A 22,850-nucleotide genomic window follows, 5' to 3' on the forward strand; every position below is an offset into this window, starting at 1 on the left:
AGCGCCTCGAGGGCGCCGGAAAGCCAGGATGCCAGCCCGTTTAGCGGGCCACCGGCGGCGGTTGGCGCAGGAGCGGGCGCCACGCGGCGTTGGTATCGAATACTTGACAGTTTCGCCGCGGCTGATGTCAAACTGAATCGCATCAACAATCTCAAGAACAACAGCGAGCGCCCTGCGCATGAGCGTATCTCCCCCCTCTTCCGGTAGCCTCGAGCGCCGCCCCGCCTCCTGGTACCGCGACTCCATCGCCGTGGCGCTCGGCCCCTGCCCGCCCCTGGCGGGGGAGGTGCGTGCCGACGTCTGCGTGATCGGTGGCGGGGTGACCGGCTGTTCGGCGGCGCTGCACCTGGCCGAGCGGGGCTATTCGGTGGTGCTGCTGGAGGCCAGCGAGATCGGCCATGGCGCCTCCGGGCGCAGCGGCGGCCAGATCCTGCCGGGGCTCGGCACCGATATCGCTACCGTGGAGCGCGCCCTGGGCCTGTCGGCCGCCCAGGATATCTGGGCCATGAGTCGCGAGGCGGTGGCGCTTACCGCCGAGCTTATCGGGCGCCACGCCATCCCCTGCGACCTGGCCTGGGGCTACCTGCACGCCGCGGTCAAGCCGCGCCACGTCAGCGAGCTCAAGGCCTTCCGCGACCGCCTGGCCCGAGACTACGGCTATGAGGCGCTGACCTGGCTCGAGGGGGACGCCCTGCGCGAACGGGTGGTGACCGACGCCTACCCCGGGGCGCTGCACGAGAGCGAGGCGGGGCACCTGCACCCGCTCAACTACACCCTGGGGCTGGCCCGGGCCGCCCGCGATGCCGGCGCCCGGCTCCACGAGGGCAGCCCGGCGCTGGACATCCAGCGCGGCGCTCCCCACCGGGTGATGACCCCCGAGGGGGCCGTGACCGCCGACTTCGTGGTGCTGGGCACCAACGCCTTCCAGCACCGCCTGGTGCCGGAACTCGAGGGGCGGGTGATGCGGGCGGCCAACTATATCGTCGCTACCGAGCCGCTCTCCGCCGAGCGCGCCGCCCGGGTGCTGCCGAGAAACGACGCCCTGTCGGATGCCAACTTCGTGCTCGACTACTATCGGCTCTCCGGTGACCGGCGGCTGGTCTACGGCGGCGAGGTGAGCTACACCGGCCGCGAGCCCAGGGGGCTTCAGGCGCGTATGGACGCCAAGATCGCCCGGCTCTTCCCGATCCTGCGCGGCGTCGCCATCGACTATCGCTGGGGCGGCGAGGTGGCCATCACCCTCAACCGGGCGCCGGACTTCGGCCGTGTTGGCCAGACGCTCTACTATGCCCAGGGCTACTCGGGGCACGGCATGGCCCTGGCGGGGCTGGCCGGCCGGCTGATGGCGGAGGCCATCGCCGGCCAGAGCGAGCGCTTCGATGCCTTTGCCGCCATGCCCCACCGGCGCTTTCCCGGCGGCGAGCGGCTGCGCACGCCGCTGCTGGTGCTGGCCACCAGCTTCTACAAGCTGCGCGACCGACTATGACGAGCGCCCGCCCTCGGGCGCCAGACGAGGTTCCCATGAAAGACCTGGAAAGCTGGCTGAAGGAGCGACGCATCACCGAGGTGGAGTGCCTGGTTGCGGACATCACCGGCATCGCCCGTGGCAAGATCGCCCCGGTCTCCAAGTTCGTGGCCGAGAAGGGCATGCGCCTGCCCGAGAGCGTGCTGCTGCAGTCGGTGACCGGCGACTACGTCGAGGACGACCTCTACTACTCGCTGCTCGACCCGGCCGATATCGACATGGTCTGCAAGCCTGACCCGAGTGCCGCCTATCCGGTCCCCTGGGCCCTGGAGCCCACCGCCCAGGTGATCCATGACTGCTACGACAAGATGGGCAACCCCATCGAGCTCTCGGCGCGCAACCAGCTCAAGAAGGTGCTGGCGCTCTACGCCGAGCGGGGCTGGCGCCCCATCGTCGCTCCCGAGATGGAGTTCTACCTCACCAAGCGCTGCGAAGATCCGGACCTGCCGCTGCAGCCGCCCATCGGCCGCAGCGGCCGCCAGGAGACCGGCCGCCAGTCCTTCTCCATCGACGCCGCCAACGAGTTCGACCCCCTCTTCGAGGACATGTACGACTGGTGCGAGACCCAGGGCATCGATATCGACACCCTGATCCACGAGGAGGGCACCGCCCAGATGGAGATCAACTTCCGTCACGGCGATGCCCTGGCCCTGGCAGACCAGGTCTTCCTGTTCAAGCGCACCATGCGCGAGGCGGCGCTCAAGCACGACGTGGCGGCCACCTTCATGGCCAAGCCGGTCACCAACGAGCCCGGCAGCGCCATGCATATCCATCAGAGCGTGGTGGACGCGAAGAGCGGCAGGAGCGTCTTCTCCAACCCCGACGGCACCATGAGCCAGCTCTTCCTGCACCATATCGGCGGGCTGCAGAAGTTCATCCCCGAGGCGCTGCCGCTGATGGCCCCCAACGTCAACTCCTTCCGCCGCTTCCTGCCCGATACCTCGGCACCGGTGAACGTGGAGTGGGGCGAGGAGAACCGCACCTGCGGCCTGCGGGTGCCGGACTCCACCCCCCAGAACCGCCGCGTCGAGAACCGCCTGCCGGGGGCCGATGCCAACGCCTACCTGGCCATCGCGGCGAGCCTGCTGTGCGGCTACCTGGGGATGATCCAGAAGGTCAATCCCTCGGCGCCGGTGCAGGGGCGCGCCTTCGAGCGACGCAACCTGCGCCTGCCCTTCACCCTGGAGCAGGCCCTGGAGCGCATGGAGCACTGCGCCGAGCTCGAGACCTACATGGGCAGCAAGTTCGTGACCGGTTTCGTGGCGGTCAAGCGGGTGGAGAACGAGAACTTCAAGCGCGTGATCAGCTCCTGGGAGCGGGAGTTCCTGCTGCTCAGCGTCTGACGTGTCCCGTCAGCGTTGAGGCCGCCCCCGACGCGGACCGCTACGCTGGCTTCATCGGCCCCGGCTCCGGGCGACCGATAACAACAAGCGACCGAAGAGGTGATCGATGATGCAAACCAAGCGACTCTCACTGGCCGTGGCCGCCGCCAGCCTGGCGCTGGGCGCTGCCGCCGCCCAGGCCGCGGGTGAGGTGCGGATCTACAACTGGTCGGACTATATCGCCCCGGACACCCTGGAGAAGTTCACCGCGGCCACCGGCATCGAGGTGATCTACGACGTCTACGACAGCAACGAGGTGCTCGATGCCGCCCTGCTGGCGGGCCGCTCCGGCTATGACGTGGTGGTACCCTCCAACCACTACCTGACCCGCCACATCAGCGCCGGGGTCTACCAGGAGCTGGACCACGACAAGCTGCCCAACATGGCCAACCTCAACCCCGATCTCATGGACGACCTGGAGTTCGTCGACCCGGGCAGCCGCTACTCGATCCCCTACATGTGGGGCACCAACGGCATCGGCTACAACGTCGAACGGGTGACCGAGATCCTCGGCGAGGATGCCCCGACCGACTCCTGGGCGCTGATCTTCGACCCCGAGATCACCACCGCCCTGCGCGAGGGGGGCTGCGGCATCTCCATGCTCGACTCCGGTGACGAGATGCTCTCCCCGGCCATGGCCTACCTGGGGCTCTCGCCGCTCTCCGAGGAGACCGCCGACCTGGAGGCGGCGGGGGACCTCATCGCCGCGGTGCGCAACAACGTCACCTACTTCCACTCCTCGCGCTATATCACCGATCTCGCCAATGGCGACATCTGCGTGGCGGCGGGCTACTCCGGCGACATCTTCCAGGCCGCCGACCGGGCCGAGGAGGCGGGCCGCGACTTCACCATCGCCTACAGCATTCCCAAGGAGGGCGCCGCGCTCTGGTTCGACATGATGGCGATTCCCGCCGATGCGCCGAACCCCGACAACGCCCACGCCTTCATCAACTTCATCCTGGAGCCCGAGATCGCCGCGGCGATCACCGAGTACGTGGTCTACGCCAACCCCAACCTGGCGGCCAACGCCTTCCTCGACCCCGAGATCCGCGACGACCCGGCGATCTATCCCGACCAAGAGGTGATGGAGAACCTCTACGTGGCCGAGGAGAAGCCGCTGGCCGTACAGCGCGTGCGCACCCGGGTCTGGAACCGCGTCAAGTCGGGGCGCTGAGCCCGTGATGCCCGCGGCGAGTGACGCCGCGGGCAGTTCGAGAGAGGAGAGGCTATGCCCCAGAACCAGACCGCGGCGCGTCCGCCCGGCCGACGCACCGGGGAGGCGCTGGTCGAGATCCGCCGCATCAGCAAGCGCTTCGACGGTGCCCTGGCGGTGGACGACGTCAACCTGACCATCCGCCAGGGCGAGATCTTCGCCCTGCTGGGCGGCTCGGGCTCCGGCAAGTCGACCCTGCTGCGCATGCTGGCCGGCTTCGAGACGCCAAGCGAAGGCCAGATCCTGCTCGATGGGCAGGAGATCACCGCCATGCCGCCCCATGAGCGGCCCATCAACATGATGTTCCAGTCCTACGCGCTCTTCCCCCATATGACGGTGGCCCAGAACATCGCCTTCGGCCTCAAGCAGGACCGCCTGCCCCGGGCCGAGATCGAGCAGCGGGTCGCCGAGATGCTCAGGCTCGTCCATATGGAGGGCTTCGCCAGGCGCCGCCCCCACCAGCTCTCCGGCGGCCAGCGCCAGCGGGTGGCCCTGGCCCGGTCGCTGGCCAAGCGGCCGAAGCTGCTGCTGCTCGACGAGCCCATGGGGGCCCTGGACAAGAAGCTGCGCACCGAGATGCAGCTCGAGGTGGTGGCGATCCTCGAGCGTGTCGGCGTGACCTGCATCATGGTCACCCATGACCAGGAGGAGGCGATGACCATGGCCGACCGGGTGGCGATCATGTCGGATGGCTGGATCGCTCAGGTGGGCAGCCCCATGGACGTCTACGAGAGCCCGGCGAGCCGCATGGTGGCGGAGTTCGTGGGCAGCGTGAACCTCTTCGAAGGGGAGATCCGCAGCGACGAGGCGGACCACTGCATCATCGCAAGCCCCGCCCTCGGGCGCGACATCTACATCGGCCACGGGGTCTCGACCCAGGCCGACGAGCGCCGGGTGTGGGTGGCCATTCGCCCGGAGAAGACCCTGCTCACCCGCACGCGGCCAGAGGGCGAGCACAACTGGACCGCCGGCACCGTGGAGGATATCGCCTACCTGGGGGGGCTCTCGGTCTACTACGTGCGCACCGAGTCGGGCGCCCTGGTCAAGGCGAGCCTGGCCAACGTGGAGCGTCGCGGCGACCGCCCCGACTGGGACGAGCCGGTCTACGTCGGCTGGGACGAGATGAGCGCCGTAGTGTTGCATGAGTGAGCCCGAAAAAGCGAGGAGCCCCATGAAACCGACTCCCCTCGAGCGCCTCTCGCGCCGCCTGCGACCCGGGCGCGGCTGGGTCATCGCCGTGCCGCTGATCTGGCTGAGCCTCTTCTTCCTGGCGCCCTTCGCCATCGTGCTCAAGATCAGCCTCTCCGAGGCGGCGATCGCGGTGCCCCCCTACCAGCCGCTCCTCGACTTCACCGCCGAGACCCTCAATATCGCCCTGAACCTCGGTAACTACCTCTTCCTGGCCAGCGATTCGCTCTACGTGGCGGCCTACTGGGGCTCGGTGAAGATCGCCTTCTTCTCGACGCTCTTCTGCCTGCTGATCGGCTACCCCATGGCCTATGCCATGGCCCGGGCCCCGGCGCGCTGGCAGCTGGTGCTGCTGCTGCTGGTGATGCTGCCCTCCTGGACCTCCTTCCTGATCCGGGTCTACGCCTGGATGGGGATCCTGAGCACCAACGGCCTGCTCAATAACCTGCTGCTGTGGGTCGGCCTCATCGACTCGCCGCTGCGCATGATGAACACCAACTTCGCGGTGATGCTGGGCATCGTCTACGCCTACCTGCCGTTCATGATCCTGCCGCTCTACGCCAACCTGACCCGGCTCGACGACTCTCTCCTGGAGGCCGCCGCGGACCTCGGCTCCCGGAAGTTCAACACCTTCCTCACCGTGACCCTGCCGCTCTCCAAGGGGGGCATCATCGCCGGCTCCATGCTGGTGTTCATCCCCGCGGTGGGGGAGTACGTGATCCCGGAGCTGCTCGGCGGGCCCAACACGGTGATGATCGGCAAGGTGCTGTGGGAGGAGTTCTTCCTCAACCGCGACTGGCCGGTGGCCTCGGCGCTGGCCATGGTGATGCTGCTGCTGCTCTTGATCCCCATCGGGCTGTTTCATCGCTACCAGTCCCGCGAGCTGGAGGAGTGACCATGCGCCGACCCTTCACGCCGCCATCCTTCACCACCCTGATGCTGATCCTGGGGCTGCTGTTTCTCTACCTGCCCATGGTGGTGCTGGTGGTCTACTCCTTCAATTCGTCGCGGCTGGTGACGGTGTGGGCGGGCTTCTCCGGGCGCTGGTACCTGGAGCTGCTGCGCGACCGGCAGATACTCGCCGCCGTCTGGACCAGCCTGCGCATCGCCTTCTTCTCGGCCACCATGGCGGTCTGCCTGGGCACCCTGGCCGCCTTCGTGATGACCCGCTTCGGGCGCTTTCGCGGCAAGACCGCGCTCTCCAGCATGATCACCGCGCCGCTGGTGATGCCGGAGGTGATCACCGGCCTCTCGCTGCTGCTGCTCTTCGTGCAGATGGCCCAGATCGTCGGCTGGCCGGCGGATCGCGGCATGGCCACCATCTGGATCGCCCACACCACCTTCTGCAGCGCCTACGTGGCGGTGGTGGTCTCGTCGCGGCTCAGGGAGGTGGACCGCTCCATCGAGGAGGCGGCCATGGACCTCGGCGCGCCGCCGGTGAAGACCTTCTTCCAGATCACCCTGCCGGTGATCGCCCCGGCGCTGGCGGCGGGCTGGCTGCTCGCCTTCACCCTGTCGCTGGATGACCTGGTGATCGCCAGCTTCGTCTCCGGCCCCGGGGCCACCACCCTGCCCATGGTGGTCTTCTCCTCGGTGCGCATGGGGGTCTCGCCCAAGATCAATGCCCTGGCCACCCTGATCATCCTGGCGGTGTCGCTGGCCACCTTCATCGCCTGGTACCTGATGCGCCGCAGCGAGGCGCGCCGCCTGGCCGCCCTGCGCCAGCAGGAGACGCCCTGATGCCCCCCTTCACCTCTACCGTCAACCGTCCGGAGCCCCGCCATGCCTGAACAGCCCGCCGGCGAGCACGTCGCCTCCTGGTACGCCGCCACTGCCCACCCCGCCCCCGAGCGTCCGGCGCTCGTCGGGGAGCTCGACTGCGACGTCTGCGTGGTGGGGGCCGGCTTCACCGGCCTCTCCGCGGCGCTGCACCTGGCCGAGCGCGGCCTCTCGGTGGTGGTGCTGGAGGCGGCCCGGGTGGGCTTCGGCGCCAGCGGGCGCAACGGCGGCCAGATCGTCAACAGCTACAGCCGCGACATGGACGTGATCGAGGCAAAGTATGGCGCCGAGACCGCCCGCGCCCTGGGCGACATGGCCTTCGAGGGCAACCGCATCATCCGTGAGCGTGTCGAGCGCTACGCCATCGACTGCGACCTCGCCGACGGCAACCTCTTCGCTGCCTGCAACCGCCGGCAGCTGGATGGGCTGCGGGAGCACCAGGCGCTCTGGGAGCGCTACGGCTACCGGGAGCTGGAGCTGCTGGAGGGGGAAGCGGTGAAGCGCGAGGTCAACTCCGACCGCTACGTGGGTGCCCTGGTGGACCACGGCGGCGGCCACCTGCACCCCCTGAACCTGGTGCTGGGCCAGGCCGCGGCGCTGGAGTCGCTCGGCGGGCGCATCTACGAGCAGTCGGCGGTGGAGGCGGTGATCCACGGCGAGCCGGTCACCCTGCGCACCGCCCGCGGTCGGGTGCGCGCCGAGCGGGTGGTGATGGCCGGCAACGCCTACCTGCGCGGCGTACTGCCGGAGATCGAGGGCCGCTCGATGCCCTGCGGCACCCAGATCATCGCCACCGAGCCCCTCGGCGAGGCCCGCGCCCGGGCGCTGATTCCCCTGGGCAAGGCGGTGGAGGACTGCAACTACCTGCTCGACTACTACCGGCTGACCCGCGACAACCGCCTGCTCTACGGCGGCGGGGTCAACTACGGCGGCGAAGACCCGGCCGACATCACCGCGGTGATCCGGCCCAAGATGCTGGCCACCTTTCCGCAGCTCGCCGACGTCAAGGTGGACCACGCCTGGAGCGGCACCTTCCTGATGACGCTCAACCGCCTGCCCCAGTTCGGGGTGCTCAACGGCAACGTCTACTACGCCCAGGGCTACTCCGGCCATGGCGTCACCTGCACCCACCTGGCCGGCAAGCTGATCGCCGAGGTAATGCACGGCCAGGGCGAGCGCTTCGACGCCTTCGCCGGCATCCCTCACCTGCCGTTCCCCGGCGGGCGCCTCTTGCGGGTGCCGCTCTCGGCGCTGGGCGCCTGGTACTACTCGACCCGGGACCGCCTGGGTCTCTGACCCCCGGGCGCCAACGGCTGTCGCCCTCCCGCGACAGCCGGTCAGATAATGGGGAAACCCGCTCTCCGCCGTCCACCGGGCAGCGCGGGCGCCTATAATGCGTCTATCGCGGTGGCGCAGGAGGCCCCGCCGCGCCTCTCATCGTCGTTATCACTGAACCGAGTCACCCTCGCCTGGAGCCCTGCGAGTTTCAGCGACGGGCGCCTGTGCGCCCGCGAGGAGGAGAATCATGAGCAAGTCGATCATCGTGGGATCCAGCCTTGCCGTACTGGGGCTGGGTGGGCTGGCCTTCGGCGCCTGGCAGGTCCAGGATAACCGGGCCCCCGCGCCTCAGTTTGCCGAGATCATCGACGTCGCGGCGGCCACCCGCAGCGTGGAACGCCCCCGCGAGGTGTGCGAGGACGTGGAGAAGGTGGTCAGCGTCGAGGTACCGGTGGAGGTGCCCGTCCAGGTGCCGGTTACCCAAGCCGCGCCGTCCGGCCCCGGGGCGAGCCAGGACCCCCATCGCGTCGTCGGCACCGCGGCCGGGGCCATCGTCGGCGGCCTGCTGGGCAACCAGGTGGGCGGCGGCAGCGGCAAGAAGCTGGCCACCGTGGCCGGCGCCATCGGCGGCGGCCTTGCCGGGCGCGAGGTGCAGAATCGCGTCGAGGCCCGCCAGCACTCCCAGGCGGGTAGCCAGGTCCAGTACGAGACCCGCTACGAGACGCGCTACGAGACCCAGAACCAGACCGTGACCGAGCGGCAGTGCCAGACGGTGATGGAGAGCCACGAGGAGCACCTCGGCTACGACGTCACCTATCGCCTCAACGGCGAGGAGCTGACCCGGCGCATGGAGAGCGCCCCCCAGGCCGAGCGCCTGCCGGTCGTCGAGGGCGAGGTGCAGTGGCAGGCCGCCCTGCAGGAGGGCGAGCCCCAGCGCGAGGGCTGAGCGAGAGGGCTGAGCAAGAGGGTTGAGCGAGAGCGCTCTGCGCCTCACCGGCCCGGCTCATGCACGCCCCCGGATCCGCCAGGATCCGGGGGCGTGGCGTTTCGGTAGGCCGTGTCGAGGGGCCTCAGACATGGCGCAGGTACCAGTCGTACTCGAGCCGGCTCACCGCCTGCAGCGCCTGGGCGCGCTCGGCGCGGCGGTTGGCCAGGTAGACGTGCAGGAAGTCGCGGCCCAGGGCCTCGCCGAGGACGGCGTCGGCCTCCAGCAGGTCGAGGGCCTGCTGCCAGCTGTTGGTCAGGCTGGGAGGCGTTGTCTCATAGGCGTTGCCGACGCTGGGCGGCGGTGGCTCGAGCCCCTCGGCGAGCCCATGGTGGATGGCGGCCAGCAGAGCGGCCAGCAGCAGGTAGGGATTGGCGTCGGCGCCGGCCACCCGGTGCTCGATGCGCCGGGCGGCCCGGGCCCCGGCGGGAATGCGCAGCGCCACCGAGCGGTTGTCGAAGCCCCAGGTGGGGGCCATGGGCACATAGAGGCCCGGCTGGAAGCGGCGGAAGGCGTTGAGGTTGGGCGCGCAGATCGCCATGGAGGCGGGCATCAGCGCCAGCAGGCCGGCCACCGCCTGGCGCAGCCGCGGGCTCCCCAGGGGGTCGTCTCCCGCTTCGCCGAAGACGTTGCGTCCGCCCTTGTCCAGCAGGCTGATATGCACGTGCATGCCGTTGCCCGCCTCCTGGCCGTAGGGCTTGGCCATGAAGGTCGCCTCGAAGCCGTGGAGCAAGGCGACCCCCTTGATCAGGCGCTTGAGCTGCACGGCGTGGTCGCAGGCCGCCAGCGCATCGTCGCAGTGGATCAGGTTGATCTCGAACTGTCCCGGGGCGCACTCCTTGAGGGCGGTGTCCAGGGGCAGGCCCTGGATCTGGGCGGCGGCCTGGACCTCCTCGAGGAAGTCGGCGTACTCGTCGAGCTCCAGCATGGAGTAGAGCTGGCTCTGGGTGGCGCGCTCGCCGCTGGCCGGCGAGCAGGGCGGCTGGATCAGCCCGTCGGCGGTGCGCTGGCGATCCACCAGGTAGAACTCCAGCTCCACCGCCACCACCGGCGTCAGCCCCAGAGCGGTCAGGCGGCCCAGCACCCGCTTCAGCAGCTGGCGGGGATCCGCGAAGAAGGGCGTGCCGTCGAACTCCTCCATGCTCATCAGCAGCTGGGCCTGGTGGCCCCGGGCGACCCAGGGCACCGGCTTGAGACTGCCGGCAATGGGGCGGCAGAGGCGGTCGCCGTCGCCGCTGTCGAGGCCGAGGCCGGTTGCCTCGATGGTGTGGCCGTTGATGTCCAGGGCGAAGACCGAGGCGGGCAGGGCGATGCCGCGGGTATAGGCCTTGGCGAGGCTGTCCCGGGGGATGCGCTTGCCCCGCATCACGCCGTTGAGATCGCCGATCAGCAGGTCGATGCTGTTGATCTCGGGGTGGGCGTCGAGGAAGGCCTGGGCCTCGTCGGGAGCCGTCATGGGCGCACCTCTGGCGTTGTGATCCTTGTGGTTCCTATCCTTGTTGGGGTGACCTATGTTGTCAAATAGTTTACGAAAAGCCGGGTTTCTGCCGCTTGGAAAGGGATTGCTGAGTCGCTATGGTGAATAAAGCATAACATGCTGCCGCCGGGTTCCCGTCCGCCTCTGCTTGGCGGAGCCTGGGCCCCTCTTACGGAGAACTTCATGTCTACCCGCGACTACCAGGCCCTGGATCGCGCCCACTACCTGCACCCCTTTACCGACTTCAAGGCGCTGGGGGAGGAGGGCAGCCGCATCATCGAGCGCGCCGAGGGAGTCTATATCCACGACGCCGAGGGCAACCGTATCCTCGACGGCATGGCCGGGCTCTGGTGCGTCAACCTGGGCTACGGCCGCGAGGAGCTGGTGGCGGCCGCCACCGAGCAGATGCGCCAGCTCCCCTATTACAACAGCTTCTTCAAGACCGCCCATCCGCCGGCGATCCGTCTGGCCGAGACGCTCTGCCGCCTGGCGCCCGCCCATATCAACCACGTCTTCTTCACCGGCTCCGGCTCCGAGGCCAACGACACCGTGCTGCGCATGGTGCGCCGCTACTGGGCGCTGAAGGGCCAGCCCGACAAGCAGTGGGTGATCGGCCGCAACAACGCCTACCACGGCTCCACCGTGGCGGGGGTGAGCCTCGGCGGCATGGCCCCCATGCACGCCCAGGGCGGTCCTCTGGTGCCGAAGATCGCCCATGTGCGCCAGCCCTACTGGTTTGGAGAGGGGCGGTCTGGAGAAGGGCGCACGGCCGGCCAGGACCCCGAGGCCTTCGGCCGGGAGTGCGCCGCGGCCCTGGAGGCGAAGATCCAGGAGCTCGGCGAGGAGCAGGTCGCCGCCTTCATCGCCGAACCGGTGCAGGGCGCCGGGGGCGCCATCATCCCCCCGGAAAGCTACTGGCCGGCGGTCAAGGCGGTGCTGGCCAAGTACGACATCCTGCTGGTGGTAGATGAGGTGATTTGCGGCTTCGGGCGTCTGGGCGAGTGGTTCGGCAGCGTCCACTACGGCCTGGAGCCGGACCTGATGCCCATCGCCAAGGGGCTCTCCTCGGGCTACCTGCCCATCGGCGGGGTCCTGGTAGGGGACCGGGTCGCCGAGACCCTGATCGAGGAGGGCGGCGAGTTCTTCCACGGCTTCACCTATTCGGGCCATCCGGTCTGTGCCGCGGTGGCGCAGAGGAACCTCGAGCTGCTGGAGGCCGAGGGGCTGGTGGACCGGGTCCGCGACGAGATCGGCCCCTACCTGGCCGGCCGCTGGAAGGCCCTCGAGGCCCACCCGCTGGTGGGCGAGGCGCGCTCGCTGGGGCTGATCGGCGCCCTGGAGCTGGTCGACCCCGCCACCGGCGAGCGCTTCGACGAATCCCTGGGCGTCGGTACCCTCTGCCGCGACCTCTGCTTCGCCGGCGGCCTGGTGATGCGCTCGGTGGGCGATACCATGATCATTTCGCCGCCGCTGGTGATCAGCCCTGCCGAGATCGACGAGCTGATCGAGAAGGCACACCGGGCGCTGGATGCTACTCTGGCCCGGCTGGCTGACACGACAACCGACCACCAGGAGGAGTGCCTCCCATGAGCCGCCCTGAATCCCCGAAGACCCTGGCCGACTGGCGGGCCCTGGCCGATCGCCTGATCCCGCATCTGGAAACGCGCGCCTTTATCGACGACGCCTTCGTCGCTGCGGTGAGCGGCGAGACCTTCACCACGACGAACCCGGCCACCGGCGAGCCCCTGGCTGAGGTGGCCAGCTGCGACGCCGCCGACGCCGAGCTCGCCGTGGGCCATGCCCGGGCCGCCTTCGAGGCCGGCGAGTGGTCGCGCCTGGCGCCGGGCCGGCGTAAGAAGGTGCTGCTGCGCCTGGCCGACCTGCTGGAGGCCCACAAGCATGAGCTGGCGCTGCTCGATACCCTGGACATGGGCAAGCCGGTGGCAAGCTCGCTGGGCGACATGGCCGGCGCCATCGGCTGCTTTCGCTATCAGGCGGAGTGCATCGACAAGCTCTACGGCGAGGTGGCGCCCACCGGCGAGGAGGCCCTGGCGCTGGTGCTGCGTGAGCCCCTCGGCGTGGTGGCCTCCATCGTGCCCTGGAACTTCCCGCTGATGATGACCGCCTGGAAGGTGGCCCCGGCGCTGGCTGCCGGCAACAGCGTGATCCTCAAGCCTTCGGAGAAGTCGCCGCTCTCGGCGCTGCGCCTGGCGGCGCTGGCCCGGGAGGCGGGACTGCCGCCTGGCGTCTTCCAGGTGCTGCCGGGCTTCGGCCACACCGTGGGCAAGGCACTGGCGCTCTCCATGGGGGTGGACTGCCTCGCCTTCACCGGCTCCACCGGGGTGGGCAAGCAGCTGATGCAGTATGCCGGCCAGTCCAACCTCAAGCGGGTCTATCTGGAATGCGGCGGCAAGTCCCCCAATATCGTCTTCGCCGACTGCAAGGACCTCGAGCGGGTGGCGAAGCACGCCGCCTCGGCGATCTTCCACAACCAGGGGGAGGTGTGCATCGCCGGCTCCCGGCTGCTGGTGGAGAACCCCATCCGCGAGGCCTTTATCGACCAGGTGCTCGAGGCGGCCAAGGGGATGCAGCCCGGCGACCCCCTGGACCCGGAGAGCTTCATGGGGGCCATCGTCGACGAGGCGCAGTATCGGCGCATCCTGGGCTATATCGAGAAGGGGCGCGAGGAGGGCGCTCGGCTGCGTGTGGGCGGTGAGGCCACCCGGGTCGATGGCAAGGGGCTCTTCATTCCCCCCACGGTGTTCGACGGCGTGACCCCCGAGATGGCCATCGGCCGCGAGGAGATCTTCGGCCCGGTGCTCTCGGTGTTCGGCTTCGACAGCGAGGAGCAGGCGGTGGCCATGGCCAACGACAGCGTCTATGGCCTGGCCGCGGGGCTCTGGAGCCAGGACATCGACCGCATCATGCGCGTCACCCGGCGGCTCCACTCCGGCCAGGTGTTCGTCAACAACTGGGCCGGCGGCGACCAGACCATGCCCTTCGGCGGGGTCAAGCAGTCGGGCAACGGCCGCGACAAGTCCCACCACTCCCTGGAGGAGTACTCGACCCTCAAGAGCGTCTGGATGTCGCTGGCGCCCTGAGCCCTTTCGCCGGGGCCTGACGCGACGCGGCCGGCGCCATGGGTGCCGGCCGCGGGCTTTTGCGTACAAGGAGTGCTTAATGTACAGCTCTTGTATCGCTTTTTTTGGGCGAGGGGGGTAGCCTGTGGGGACACTCCCCGGCCAGAGGTACTCCCATGTTCGGACTCTTCAAGTCAGACCCGACGAAGAAGCTGCAGAAGGAATACGAGCGCAAGCTGGAGCAGGCGATGCACGCCGCCCGCAACGGCGACATGCGCGCCAACGCCTCGCTCACCGAGGAGGCGGAGGCGATCCGCGCCGAGATCGAGGCGCTGAAGAAGGGGTAGGTCCCGGGCTCAGAAGGCCCGGGCGGGGGTCGCGCAGCTCACCAGGCGGCAGGGCTCGCTGCCCGGGTTGCGGAAGCGGTGGGGGACCTTGGTGTCGAAGTAGTAGGCCTCGCCGGGCCCGAGCACCCGGCTTTCGGCGCCGATGGTGATCTCGATCTCCCCCTCCAGCACCACCCCGGCCTCCTCGCCCTGGTGGGTGATCATCTCCCGGCCGGTGTCGGCGCCGGGGGGGTAGGTCTCCACCATGAAGGCCAGCGCCCGGTCGCGGCGATCGGCGCCCACCAGCTTGTAGATGACGTCCCCCGAGCCCACGTCGGCGAGCTCCTCTGCCGAGTAGAAGACCCGCCGGCCGCTCTCCAGGTCCAGGGTGAAGAAGTCCCCGACGCTCATAGGGATGGCGTCGAGGATCTTCTTCAGGGAGCTGACCGAGGGGCTCACCTTGCCCTGCTCGATCAGCGACAGGCTAGAGTGGGTCACCCCGCAGCGCTTGGCCAGCTCCCGCTGGGAGATGCCGCGCAGGCTGCGCAGGGCGCGCAGCCGCTCGCCCACGTCATCGGCCATGGTGGCTCCTCAGCACAGGGCGTCGAGCTTCTCTTTCAGCAGCGCATTGACCTGCTGGGGGTTGGCGGTCCCCCGGGAGGCCTTCATCACCTGGCCGACGAAGTAGCCGATCATCTTGCCGCGCTTGTCTGGCTCGGCGTCGCGGTACTGAGCCACCTGGGCCGGGCTCTCCGCGATCACCTGGTCGATCATCGCCTCGATGGCGCCAGTGTCGGTGACCTGCTTGAGCCCCTTGGTCTCGATCACCTCGTCGGCGGACTGCCCCTGGCCGTTCCAGAGCGCCTGGAACACCTGCTTGGCGGCCTTGCCGTTGATGGTGTCATCCAGCACCCTGCCGATCAGCTCGCCGAGCTGGCGGGCCGAGACCGGGCTGTCGGTGATCGGCAGCCCCTCGCGGTTGAGCGCCCCGGCGAGCTCGCCCATCACCCAGTTGGCGGCGGACTTGGCGTCGCCGCAGACGTCCTTCACCTCCTCGAAGTACTCGGCCATCTCGCGGGTGGCCGAGAGCACCCCGGCGTCGTAGGCGGAGAGGCCGAGCTCGGCCTGGAAGCGGGCGCGCTTCTCGTCGGGGAGCTCCGGCAGGGCCTCGCGCAGGTGGTCGACGTAGGCCTGGTCGAGCACCACCGGCAGCAGGTCGGGGCAGGGGAAGTAGCGGTAGTCGTTGGCCTCCTCCTTGGTGCGCATGCTGCGGGTCTCGTCGCGCTCGGGGTCATAGAGACGCGTCTCCTGGACCACCTTGCCGCCATCCTCCAGCAGCTCGATCTGGCGCTCCACCTCGAACTCGATGGCGCGCTCCACGAAGCGGAAGGAGTTGACGTTCTTGATCTCGGCCCGGGTGCCGAACTCGGCCTGTCCCACCGGGCGCACCGAGACGTTGACGTCGCAGCGCATGGAGCCCTCGGCCATATTGCCGTCACTGATGCCGAGATAGGTCACGATGGAGTGGATCGCCTTGAGGTAGGCCGCGGCCTCCTTGGCCGAGCGCATGTCCGGCTCGGAGACGATCTCCAGCAGCGGGGTACCGGCACGGTTGAGGTCGATACCGGTCATGCCGTGGAAATCCTCGTGGAGCGACTTGCCGGCGTCCTCCTCCAGGTGGGCGTGATGGACCCGAATGCGCTTGCTGCTGCCGTCCTCCAGGGTGATCTCCACCTCGCCGGCCCCCACGATGGGGTGGTACATCTGGCTAGTCTGGTAGCCCTTGGGGAGGTCCGGATAGAAGTAGTTCTTGCGATCGAAGATCGAGACCTCGGGGATCTCGGCGTGGATCGCCAGGCCGAACTGCACCGCCATGGCCACCGCCTGCTCGTTGAGCACCGGCAGTACCCCGGGCAGGCCCAGGTCCACGGCGCAGGCCTGGCTGTTGGGCTCGGCCCCAAAGGCGGTGGAGGCCCCGGAGAAGATCTTCGACTTGGTGGCGAGCTGGACGTGCACCTCCAGCCCGATCACGGTTTCCCATTGCATCAGGTGGTCTCCTCGGCAAGCTCGGGGCGGCGCAGGTGCCAGTCGGTGGCCTGCTGGAAGCGGTGGGCGACGTTGAGCAGGCGCGCCTCGGCGAAGTGGGTACCCAGTATCTGCAGGCCCACCGGGCGGCCCTTGACGAAGCCCGCCGGCACGCTGATGCCGGGGATGCCGGCCAGGTTCACCGCGATGGTGTAGATATCCTGCAGGTACATGGAGACCGGGTCCTTCTTGGCGCCCAGGTCGAAGGCCGGGGTGGGGGAGGCCGGCCCCATCAGGACGTCGACCTCCTCGAAGGCGTCGAGGAAGTCCTGGCGGATCAGCCGGCGCACCTGCTGGGCCTTCTTGTAGTAGGCGTCGAAGAAGCCCTCGGAGAGGGTGTGGGTGCCGATCAGGATGCGCCGCTTGACCTCCTCCCCGAAGCCTTCGGCCCGGGAGCGCTTGTAGAGGTCGATCAGGTCGCTGGGGGCCTGGCAGCGGTGGCCGAAGCGTACGCCGTCGTAGCGTGACAGGTTCGAGGAGGCCTCCGCCGGGGCGATGACGTAGTAGGCCGGGATGGCGTAGTGGGTGTGGGGCAGGCTCACCTCGCGCACTGTGGCGCCCAGGGACTCGTAGACCCTGACCGCCTCGCGCACCGCGGTCTCCACCTCGGGGTCGAGGCCGTCGCCGAAATACTCGACCGGCAGGCCGATCTTGAGGCCCGTCAGCGGGGCGCCGAGCTCCTCGGTGTAGTCCGGGACGCCCCTGGCCACGCTGGTGGAGTCCTTCGGGTCGTGGCCGGCGATGGCGTTCAGCAGCAGCGCGCAGTCGGAGGCCGAGCGCGCCATGGGGCCGGCCTGGTCGAGGCTCGAGGCGTAGGCGATGATGCCCCAGCGGGAGACGCGGCCGTAGGTGGGCTTCAAGCCGGTGATACCGCAGAAGGCCGCCGGCTGGCGAATGGAGCCGCCGGTGTCGGTGCCCATGGCGGCCGGCGCCAGGCCCGCGGCCACGGCGGCGGCGCTGCCCCCGGAGGAGCCGCCGGGCACGGCGGTGGCGTCCCAGGGGTTCTTCACCGCGCCGAAGGCGCTGTTCTCGTTGGAGGAGCCCATGGCAAACTCGTCCAGGTTGACCTTGCCCAGGCTCACGGTGCCGGCGGCCTTGAGCCGCTCCACCACGGTGGCGTCATAGGGGGAGACGAAGTTGGCCAGCATCTTCGAACCGGCGGTGGTCAGCACCCCCTGGGTGCAGAAGAGGTCCTTGATCGCCACGGGCAGGCCGGTGAGCGGGCCCGCCTCGCCCCGGGCGCGGGCGGCGTCGGCGGCATCGGCGGCGGCCAGGGCCGCCTCGGGGGTCACGGTGATAAAGCTGTTGAGCTCGCCATCGAGGCGCTCGATGCGCGCCAGCAGATGCTCGGTCAGCTCGCGGCTGGTGAACTCGCCGGCCGTGAGGGCGGCGGCCAGTTCGGTCAGTGTCTTGTCATGCATGGGCCGGGGGCTCCGTCGGAATGCTTATTCGACCACGCGGGGGACCAGGTAGAGGCCCTGTTCCACTGCCGGTGCGCAGCGCTGGAAGCGGTCGCGCTGGTCGCTCTCGGTCACCTCGTCGGCGCGCAGCCGCTGGGTGGCGTCCAGCGGGTGGGCCAGGGGGGCGACGCCCTGGGTGTCGAGAGCCTGCAGTTGGTCCACCATCTCAAGGATGCGGCCGAGGTCGTCCTGGTAGTGGGCGGCCTCCTCGTCGCTCAGGCCGAGCCGGGCAAGGTGCGCGGCCCTGAGCACGTCAGCGTGTTCAAGCGCCATGATTCGGATGTCCTCGAAGGGAAAACAAGGCGCAAAAGGTACCACATCCGGACGCCTGCGGGCAGCTGCGGAAGAGGCGTCCCCCGCGGGTTCCGCGCTTGCTGCGCGGGGGCCGCGGTGATACCGTTTGCCTCCGCACAGGGTTCCCGGACTGCACTAGGTAACGACTTCCATGTTCAAACGCTTGAGGGGGCTGTTCTCCAGCGATCTGTCGATCGACCTGGGAACCGCCAATACGCTGATATACGTGCGCGGTCGTGGCATCGTGCTCGACGAGCCGTCGGTCGTGGCCATCCGCCAGTCCGGCAACATGCGCAGCGTGGCCGCCGTGGGCTCCGACGCCAAGCGCATGCTGGGCCGCACCCCCGGCAATATCACCGCCATTCGTCCGATGAAGGACGGCGTGATCGCCGACTTCACCGTTACCGAGCAGATGCTGCAGCACTTCATCCGCAAGGTCCATCAGAGTACCTTCCTCACCCCGAGTCCGCGGGTGCTGGTCTGCGTGCCCTGCATGTCGACCCAGGTGGAGCGTCGCGCCATCAAGGAGTCCGCCGAGGGCGCCGGCGCCCGCGAGGTGTTCCTGATCGAGGAGCCCATGGCGGCCGCCATCGGTGCCGGTCTGCCGGTGGAAGAGGCCCAGGGCTCCATGGTGGTGGATATCGGCGGCGGGACCAGCGAGATCGCCATCATCTCCCTCAACGGCATCGTCTACTCCGAGTCGATCCGCGTCGGCGGCGACCGCTTCGACGAGGCGATCATCGGCTATGTGCGCCGCCACTACGGCAGCCTGATCGGCGAGGCCACCGCCGAGCGCATCAAGGAGGAGATCGGCTGCGCCTATCCCGGCGGCGAGCTGCGCGAGATCGACGTGCGCGGCCGCAACCTGGCCGAGGGCATCCCGCGCAGCTTCACGCTCAACTCCCACGAGATCCTCGACGCCCTGCAGGAGACCCTGGCCTCCATCGTGGCCGCGGTGAAGAACGCCCTGGAGCAGTCGCCCCCGGAGCTCGCCTCGGATATCGCCGAACGCGGCCTGGTGCTGACCGGCGGTGGGGCGCTGCTGCGCGACCTGGACAAGCTGATCGCCGAGGAGACCGGCCTGCCGGTGATCGTCGCCGAGGATCCGCTGACCTGTGTGGCCCGCGGTGGCGGCAAGGCCCTGGAGATGATCGACCAGCACACCTTCGAGCTGCTCTCCAGCGACTGACTCGGGGGGCCTCCCTATCAAGCCGCTGTTCTCCCACGGCCCGCTGCCCGGCTATCGCCTCTTCCTGTGCGTGCTGACCGCCTCGGCGCTGATGTTCGCCGATACGCGGTTCACGCGCATGGAGGAGGTGCGTGCCCAGCTCTCCACCCTGGTGGCGCCCATCCAGTGGGCGGTCAGCCTGCCCAGCGATATTCTCACCTGGGGGTCGCTGGCGCTCTCCGACCAGCGCGCCCTGCTGGAGGAGAATCGGCGCCTGCGCGAGCAGATCCTGACCCTCTCCCACCGGGTGCAGCACATGGCGAGCCTCACCGCCGAGAACGTGCGCCTGCGCGAGCTGCTCTCCGCCTCCCGCCAGGGCGATATGCCCTTTATCACCGCCGAGCTGCTCTCCCTGGATCCGGACCCCTTCACCCACCAGATGGTGGTGGACCGTGGTCGACGCCATGGGGTCTATGTGGGCCAGCCGGTGATGGACGCCTCCGGGCTGGTGGGGCAGGTGACCGCGGTCTCCGGCTACTCCAGCCGCGTGCTCACCGTGGCCGACGCCAGCCATGCGCTGCCGGTGCAGGTCAACCGCAACGGCCTGCGCTTCATCGTTCGGGGCAGCGGCCGCTACGACGCTCTCAAGGTGCTGCACGTGCCGGACACCGCCGACATTCGCGAGGGCGACCTGCTGATCACCTCGGGGCTGGCCGGGCGCTTTCCGGCCGGCTACCCGGTGGCCCGGGTCGCCGAGGTGGTTCATGACCCGGGGCAGCCCTTTGCGCGGGTCACCGCCACCCCGGTGGCCCAGCTGCAGCGCTCGCGCCACTTCCTGCTGCTCTTCCCGACGCCGCCTCCCGGCGCCGACGACGAGGCCTGGGAGCTGGAGCTCTCCGCCGACGCCATGGAGGCTGCGCGTGCCGTGATTGGTCTCGATGCCGACCAGGAGGCTCCCTGATGGGTGCGCCGTCCCCCGCCAATCTCGCCCTGCCCTGGATCTGGCTGACCCTGCTGCTGGCGCTCTGCCTGCAGGTGATGCCCCTGGCCGACGGCTGGCAGATCTGGCGCCCCGACTGGCTGGGGCTGCTGCTGATCTACTGGTGCATGAAGGCGCCCCACAAGGTGGGAGTCTTCCACGGCTTTGCACTGGGGCTGCTGGTCGACCTGATCGAGGGAGCCACCCTGGGTCAGAACGCCCTGATCCTGTCGCTGCTGGCCTTCCTCTGCGCTCTGGTCTATCCCCGTTTCCGGGCCTACTCCCTGGTCCAGCAGGCGCTGCTGATCCTGGTCCTGCTGGGCACCGTCCAGCTGGCCGAGCAGTGGCTGCGCACCCTGGTAGGGCCCTTCTCGATCCACCTCTCCTTTCTCTTGCCGTCGCTGATCGGCGCCGTGCTCTGGCCCTGGCTTGCCACCCTCTTCGAGGCTCTGGGGCGGCGCCTGGCCCGCGACTGACCCGGAGCCGCCATGACCTCTGTTCCCCCTTCGCCCGTGCTCTGCCTGGCCAGCGCCTCCCCTCGTCGCCGCGACCTGCTCGCCGATATCGGCGTGGCGGTATCGGTGTGCCCGGTGGATATCGACGAGACGCCGCGACCCGGGGAGGGAGCGGTGGCCTACGTGACCCGCCTGGCACGGGAGAAGGCGCTGGCCGGCGCCCGGCTCACGCCGCTGCCGACCCTGGGCTCCGACACCGCCGTGGTCTGCGACGGCGAGATCCTCGGCAAGCCGGCGGGCCCCGAGCACGCCGCCGCCATGCTGCGCCGCCTCGCCGGTCGCACCCACGAGGTGCTCACCGCGGTGGCGGTGAGCGGCCCGGCCGGGGTGCTCGACGCCTGTGTCGCCACCCGCGTGACCATGCGCGAGATCGCCGACGACGAGATCGTCGCCTACTGGGCCAGCGGCGAGCCCGCCGACAAGGCGGGCGGCTACGCCATCCAGGGGCTGGCGGCGGTGTTCGTCGAGCGCATCGAGGGCAGCCACTCGGCGGTGGTGGGGCTGCCGCTTTACGAGACCGCCGAGCTGCTGCGCCGCCAGGGTGTAGCGCTGTGGAGCGGTGCCCTGGGTCCAGCGGCGAGCGCTTAAACGCCTTGGGCCTATGCCACTATGTCATAATGAGCGCAAAGCATTCTGGACAAGGATTTCCGCATGAGCGGTGAAGTACTCATCAACCTGACTCCGATGGAGACCCGCGTCGCCGTGGTGGAGAACGGCGTGCTGCAGGAGGCCTTCGTCGAGCGCAGCCGCCGGCGCGGTATCGTCGGCAATATCTACAAGGGCAAGGTGGTGCGGGTGCTGCCCGGCATGCAGGCGGCCTTCGTCGATATCGGCCTGGACCGCGCCGCCTTCATCCATGCCCACGAGGTGATGCCGCCCGGCACCCCGGCCGACGAGCAGCTCTCCATCGGCCACCTGCTCCACGAGGGGCAGGCGCTGGTGGTGCAGGTCACCAAGGACCCCATCGGCTCCAAGGGGGCAAGGCTCACCACCCACCTCTCCGTGCCGTCGCGCTACCTGGTCTACATGCCGGATGCGCCCCATCACGGGGTCTCCCAGCGCATCGAGGACGAGCGCGAGCGCGAGCGCCTGCGCGGGCTGATCGAGGAGGCCCAGGGCCAGCAGAGCCTGGAGGTGGTGGGTGGCTTCATCGTGCGCACCGCCGCCGAGGGGGTGGGGCTCGAGGAGCTCGCCGCCGACATGCACTTCCTGCTGCGGCTGTGGCGCAAGGTGAGCGAGCGCAAGGTGACCGCCGGGGCCCCCAGCGTCATCTACGATGACCTGCCGCTCTTCATGCGCATCCTGCGCGATGTCATGCGCGACGATATCGAGAAGGTGCGCATCGACTCCCGGGAGAACTACGTCAAGCTGATCGAGTTTGCCGAGGAGTTCATGCCCACGGCGGTGGAGCGTATCGAGCACTACGCCGGCGAGCGGCCGATCTTCGACCTGTTCAGCGTCGAGGACGAGATCCAGAAGGCCCTGGGGCGCAAGGTGCAGCTCAAGTCCGGGGGGTATCTGGTCATCGATCCCACCGAGGCGATGACCACCATCGACGTCAACACCGGCGGCTATGTGGGGCACCGCAACCTCGAGGAGACCATCTTCAAGACCAACCTCGAGGCGGCCACCGCCATCGCCCGGCAGCTCCGGCTGCGCAACCTCGGCGGCATCATCATCATCGACTTCATCGACATGGAGGACACCGAGCACCAGCGCCAGGTGCTGCGCATGCTCGAGAAGTCCCTGGAGCGGGACCACGCCAAGACCAAGTGTACCGGCGTCACCGAGCTCGGCCTCGTCCAGCTGACCCGCAAGCGCACCCGGGAGAGCCTGGAGCAGACCCTCTGCGAGGCCTGCCCCACCTGCGGCGGGCGCGGCACCCTCAAGACCCCGGAGACCGTCTGCTACGAGATCTTCCGCGAGATCCTCCGCGAGGAGCGTGCCTACAGCGCCGAGACCTATATGGTGCTGGCGGCCCAGGCGGTGGTGGACCGCCTGCTCGACGAGGAGTCGGCGGCGGTGGCCGACCTCGAGGAGTTCATCGGCAAGCCGATCCGCTTCCAGGTCGAGGCCCACTACTCCCAGGAGCAGTACGACATCGTACTGATGTAAG

Annotated in this window: 21 protein-coding genes; 16 read left to right on the plus strand and 5 right to left on the minus strand. The window is 69.1% G+C overall.

Annotated elements, in window-relative coordinates; genetic code table 11:
• Nucleotides 1-178: 178 nt before the first annotated feature.
• The 8 genes from ACRYRV_RS13405 (at nucleotide 179) to ACRYRV_RS13440 (ending at nucleotide 9,311) form a co-directional block, all read left to right on the plus strand.
• Nucleotides 179-1,486, plus strand: coding sequence for an NAD(P)/FAD-dependent oxidoreductase (locus ACRYRV_RS13405; protein ID WP_444984782.1), 1,308 nt, complete (start codon nucleotides 179-181; stop codon nucleotides 1,484-1,486).
• Between the two features lie 35 nt (nucleotides 1,487-1,521).
• A complete protein-coding gene (locus ACRYRV_RS13410) occupies nucleotides 1,522-2,868 on the plus strand; it encodes a glutamine synthetase family protein (RefSeq protein ID WP_253443908.1) in 1,347 nt (448 codons plus the stop codon).
• 109 nt (nucleotides 2,869-2,977) lie between these two features.
• Complete coding sequence (locus ACRYRV_RS13415) at nucleotides 2,978-4,081, plus strand: polyamine ABC transporter substrate-binding protein (protein ID WP_374710972.1); 1,104 nt, start codon at nucleotides 2,978-2,980, stop codon at nucleotides 4,079-4,081.
• A 54-nt stretch (nucleotides 4,082-4,135) separates the two neighbouring features.
• A complete protein-coding gene (gene potA / locus ACRYRV_RS13420) occupies nucleotides 4,136-5,269 on the plus strand; it encodes a polyamine ABC transporter ATP-binding protein (RefSeq protein WP_444984781.1) in 1,134 nt (377 codons plus the stop codon).
• A 22-nt stretch (nucleotides 5,270-5,291) separates the two neighbouring features.
• On the plus strand, nucleotides 5,292-6,203 hold the full coding sequence (locus ACRYRV_RS13425) for an ABC transporter permease subunit (RefSeq protein ID WP_444984780.1): 912 nt from the start codon (nucleotides 5,292-5,294) through the stop codon (nucleotides 6,201-6,203).
• Between the two features lie 2 nt (nucleotides 6,204-6,205).
• Complete coding sequence (locus tag ACRYRV_RS13430) at nucleotides 6,206-7,048, plus strand: ABC transporter permease subunit (protein WP_309635562.1); 843 nt, start codon at nucleotides 6,206-6,208, stop codon at nucleotides 7,046-7,048.
• A 42-nt stretch (nucleotides 7,049-7,090) separates the two neighbouring features.
• Nucleotides 7,091-8,383, plus strand: a complete 1,293-nt coding sequence (locus tag ACRYRV_RS13435; protein WP_445005898.1) for an NAD(P)/FAD-dependent oxidoreductase — start codon at nucleotides 7,091-7,093, stop codon at nucleotides 8,381-8,383.
• Nucleotides 8,384-8,612: 229 nt separating this feature from the next.
• Nucleotides 8,613-9,311 carry a glycine zipper 2TM domain-containing protein gene (locus tag ACRYRV_RS13440; protein WP_445005899.1) on the plus strand — a complete coding sequence of 233 codons (699 nt, stop codon included), beginning with the start codon at nucleotides 8,613-8,615 and terminating at the stop codon, nucleotides 9,309-9,311.
• A gap of 124 nt (nucleotides 9,312-9,435) precedes the next feature.
• Here ACRYRV_RS13440 and ACRYRV_RS13445 read toward each other — a convergent pair whose 3' ends face one another.
• Complete coding sequence (locus ACRYRV_RS13445; protein WP_444984773.1) at nucleotides 9,436-10,806, minus strand: glutamine synthetase family protein; 1,371 nt, start codon at nucleotides 10,804-10,806, stop codon at nucleotides 9,436-9,438.
• A 204-nt stretch (nucleotides 10,807-11,010) separates the two neighbouring features.
• Between ACRYRV_RS13445 and ACRYRV_RS13450 the strand changes: the two genes are divergently transcribed.
• From ACRYRV_RS13450 to ACRYRV_RS13460, 3 genes are all read left to right on the plus strand, one after another.
• Nucleotides 11,011-12,417, plus strand: coding sequence for an aspartate aminotransferase family protein (locus ACRYRV_RS13450; RefSeq protein WP_444984772.1), 1,407 nt, complete (start codon nucleotides 11,011-11,013; stop codon nucleotides 12,415-12,417).
• The gene (locus ACRYRV_RS13455; protein WP_444984771.1) at nucleotides 12,414-13,928 is read left to right on the plus strand and encodes an aldehyde dehydrogenase; all 1,515 of its coding nucleotides are present in this window, start codon (nucleotides 12,414-12,416) and stop codon (nucleotides 13,926-13,928) included. The genes ACRYRV_RS13450 and ACRYRV_RS13455 overlap by 4 nt, the downstream gene beginning before the upstream one ends.
• A gap of 155 nt (nucleotides 13,929-14,083) precedes the next feature.
• The gene (locus tag ACRYRV_RS13460) at nucleotides 14,084-14,254 is read left to right on the plus strand and encodes a DUF6435 family protein (RefSeq protein WP_106229125.1); all 171 of its coding nucleotides are present in this window, start codon (nucleotides 14,084-14,086) and stop codon (nucleotides 14,252-14,254) included.
• A 9-nt stretch (nucleotides 14,255-14,263) separates the two neighbouring features.
• Here ACRYRV_RS13460 and ACRYRV_RS13465 read toward each other — a convergent pair whose 3' ends face one another.
• From ACRYRV_RS13465 to gatC, 4 genes are read right to left on the minus strand one after another with little or no spacing between them, the layout of a single operon-like run.
• Nucleotides 14,264-14,815, minus strand: a complete 552-nt coding sequence (locus ACRYRV_RS13465) for a cupin domain-containing protein (protein ID WP_253443880.1) — start codon at nucleotides 14,813-14,815, stop codon at nucleotides 14,264-14,266.
• Nucleotides 14,816-14,824: 9 nt separating this feature from the next.
• Nucleotides 14,825-16,279 (minus strand): Asp-tRNA(Asn)/Glu-tRNA(Gln) amidotransferase subunit GatB, encoded by a 1,455-nt coding sequence (gatB, locus tag ACRYRV_RS13470; protein ID WP_444984770.1) that lies wholly within the window; start codon nucleotides 16,277-16,279, stop codon nucleotides 14,825-14,827.
• On the minus strand, nucleotides 16,279-17,739 hold the full coding sequence (gene gatA, locus ACRYRV_RS13475; protein WP_253443876.1) for an Asp-tRNA(Asn)/Glu-tRNA(Gln) amidotransferase subunit GatA: 1,461 nt from the start codon (nucleotides 17,737-17,739) through the stop codon (nucleotides 16,279-16,281). Before gatA ends, gatB begins: the two co-directional genes overlap by 1 nt.
• A 24-nt stretch (nucleotides 17,740-17,763) precedes the next feature.
• Nucleotides 17,764-18,051, minus strand: coding sequence for an Asp-tRNA(Asn)/Glu-tRNA(Gln) amidotransferase subunit GatC (gene gatC, locus ACRYRV_RS13480; RefSeq protein ID WP_253443874.1), 288 nt, complete (start codon nucleotides 18,049-18,051; stop codon nucleotides 17,764-17,766).
• A 172-nt stretch (nucleotides 18,052-18,223) separates the two neighbouring features.
• Here gatC and ACRYRV_RS13485 point away from each other — a divergent pair, with 172 nt between their 5' ends.
• The 5 genes from ACRYRV_RS13485 (at nucleotide 18,224) to rng (ending at nucleotide 22,849) form a co-directional block, all read left to right on the plus strand.
• The gene (locus tag ACRYRV_RS13485) at nucleotides 18,224-19,261 is read left to right on the plus strand and encodes a rod shape-determining protein (protein WP_023005904.1); all 1,038 of its coding nucleotides are present in this window, start codon (nucleotides 18,224-18,226) and stop codon (nucleotides 19,259-19,261) included.
• A 64-nt stretch (nucleotides 19,262-19,325) separates the two neighbouring features.
• Nucleotides 19,326-20,201 carry a rod shape-determining protein MreC gene (mreC, locus tag ACRYRV_RS13490; RefSeq protein ID WP_445005987.1) on the plus strand — a complete coding sequence of 292 codons (876 nt, stop codon included), beginning with the start codon at nucleotides 19,326-19,328 and terminating at the stop codon, nucleotides 20,199-20,201.
• The gene (gene mreD / locus ACRYRV_RS13495; protein ID WP_253443870.1) at nucleotides 20,201-20,695 is read left to right on the plus strand and encodes a rod shape-determining protein MreD; all 495 of its coding nucleotides are present in this window, start codon (nucleotides 20,201-20,203) and stop codon (nucleotides 20,693-20,695) included. The genes mreC and mreD overlap by 1 nt, the downstream gene beginning before the upstream one ends.
• A 12-nt stretch (nucleotides 20,696-20,707) precedes the next feature.
• Nucleotides 20,708-21,322 (plus strand): Maf family protein, encoded by a 615-nt coding sequence (locus tag ACRYRV_RS13500; RefSeq protein ID WP_309635573.1) that lies wholly within the window; start codon nucleotides 20,708-20,710, stop codon nucleotides 21,320-21,322.
• 63 nt (nucleotides 21,323-21,385) lie between these two features.
• Complete coding sequence (gene rng / locus ACRYRV_RS13505) at nucleotides 21,386-22,849, plus strand: ribonuclease G (protein ID WP_299312816.1); 1,464 nt, start codon at nucleotides 21,386-21,388, stop codon at nucleotides 22,847-22,849.
• Nucleotide 22,850: the final 1 nt, after the last annotated feature.

The organism is Halomonas mongoliensis (genome assembly GCF_052496345.1).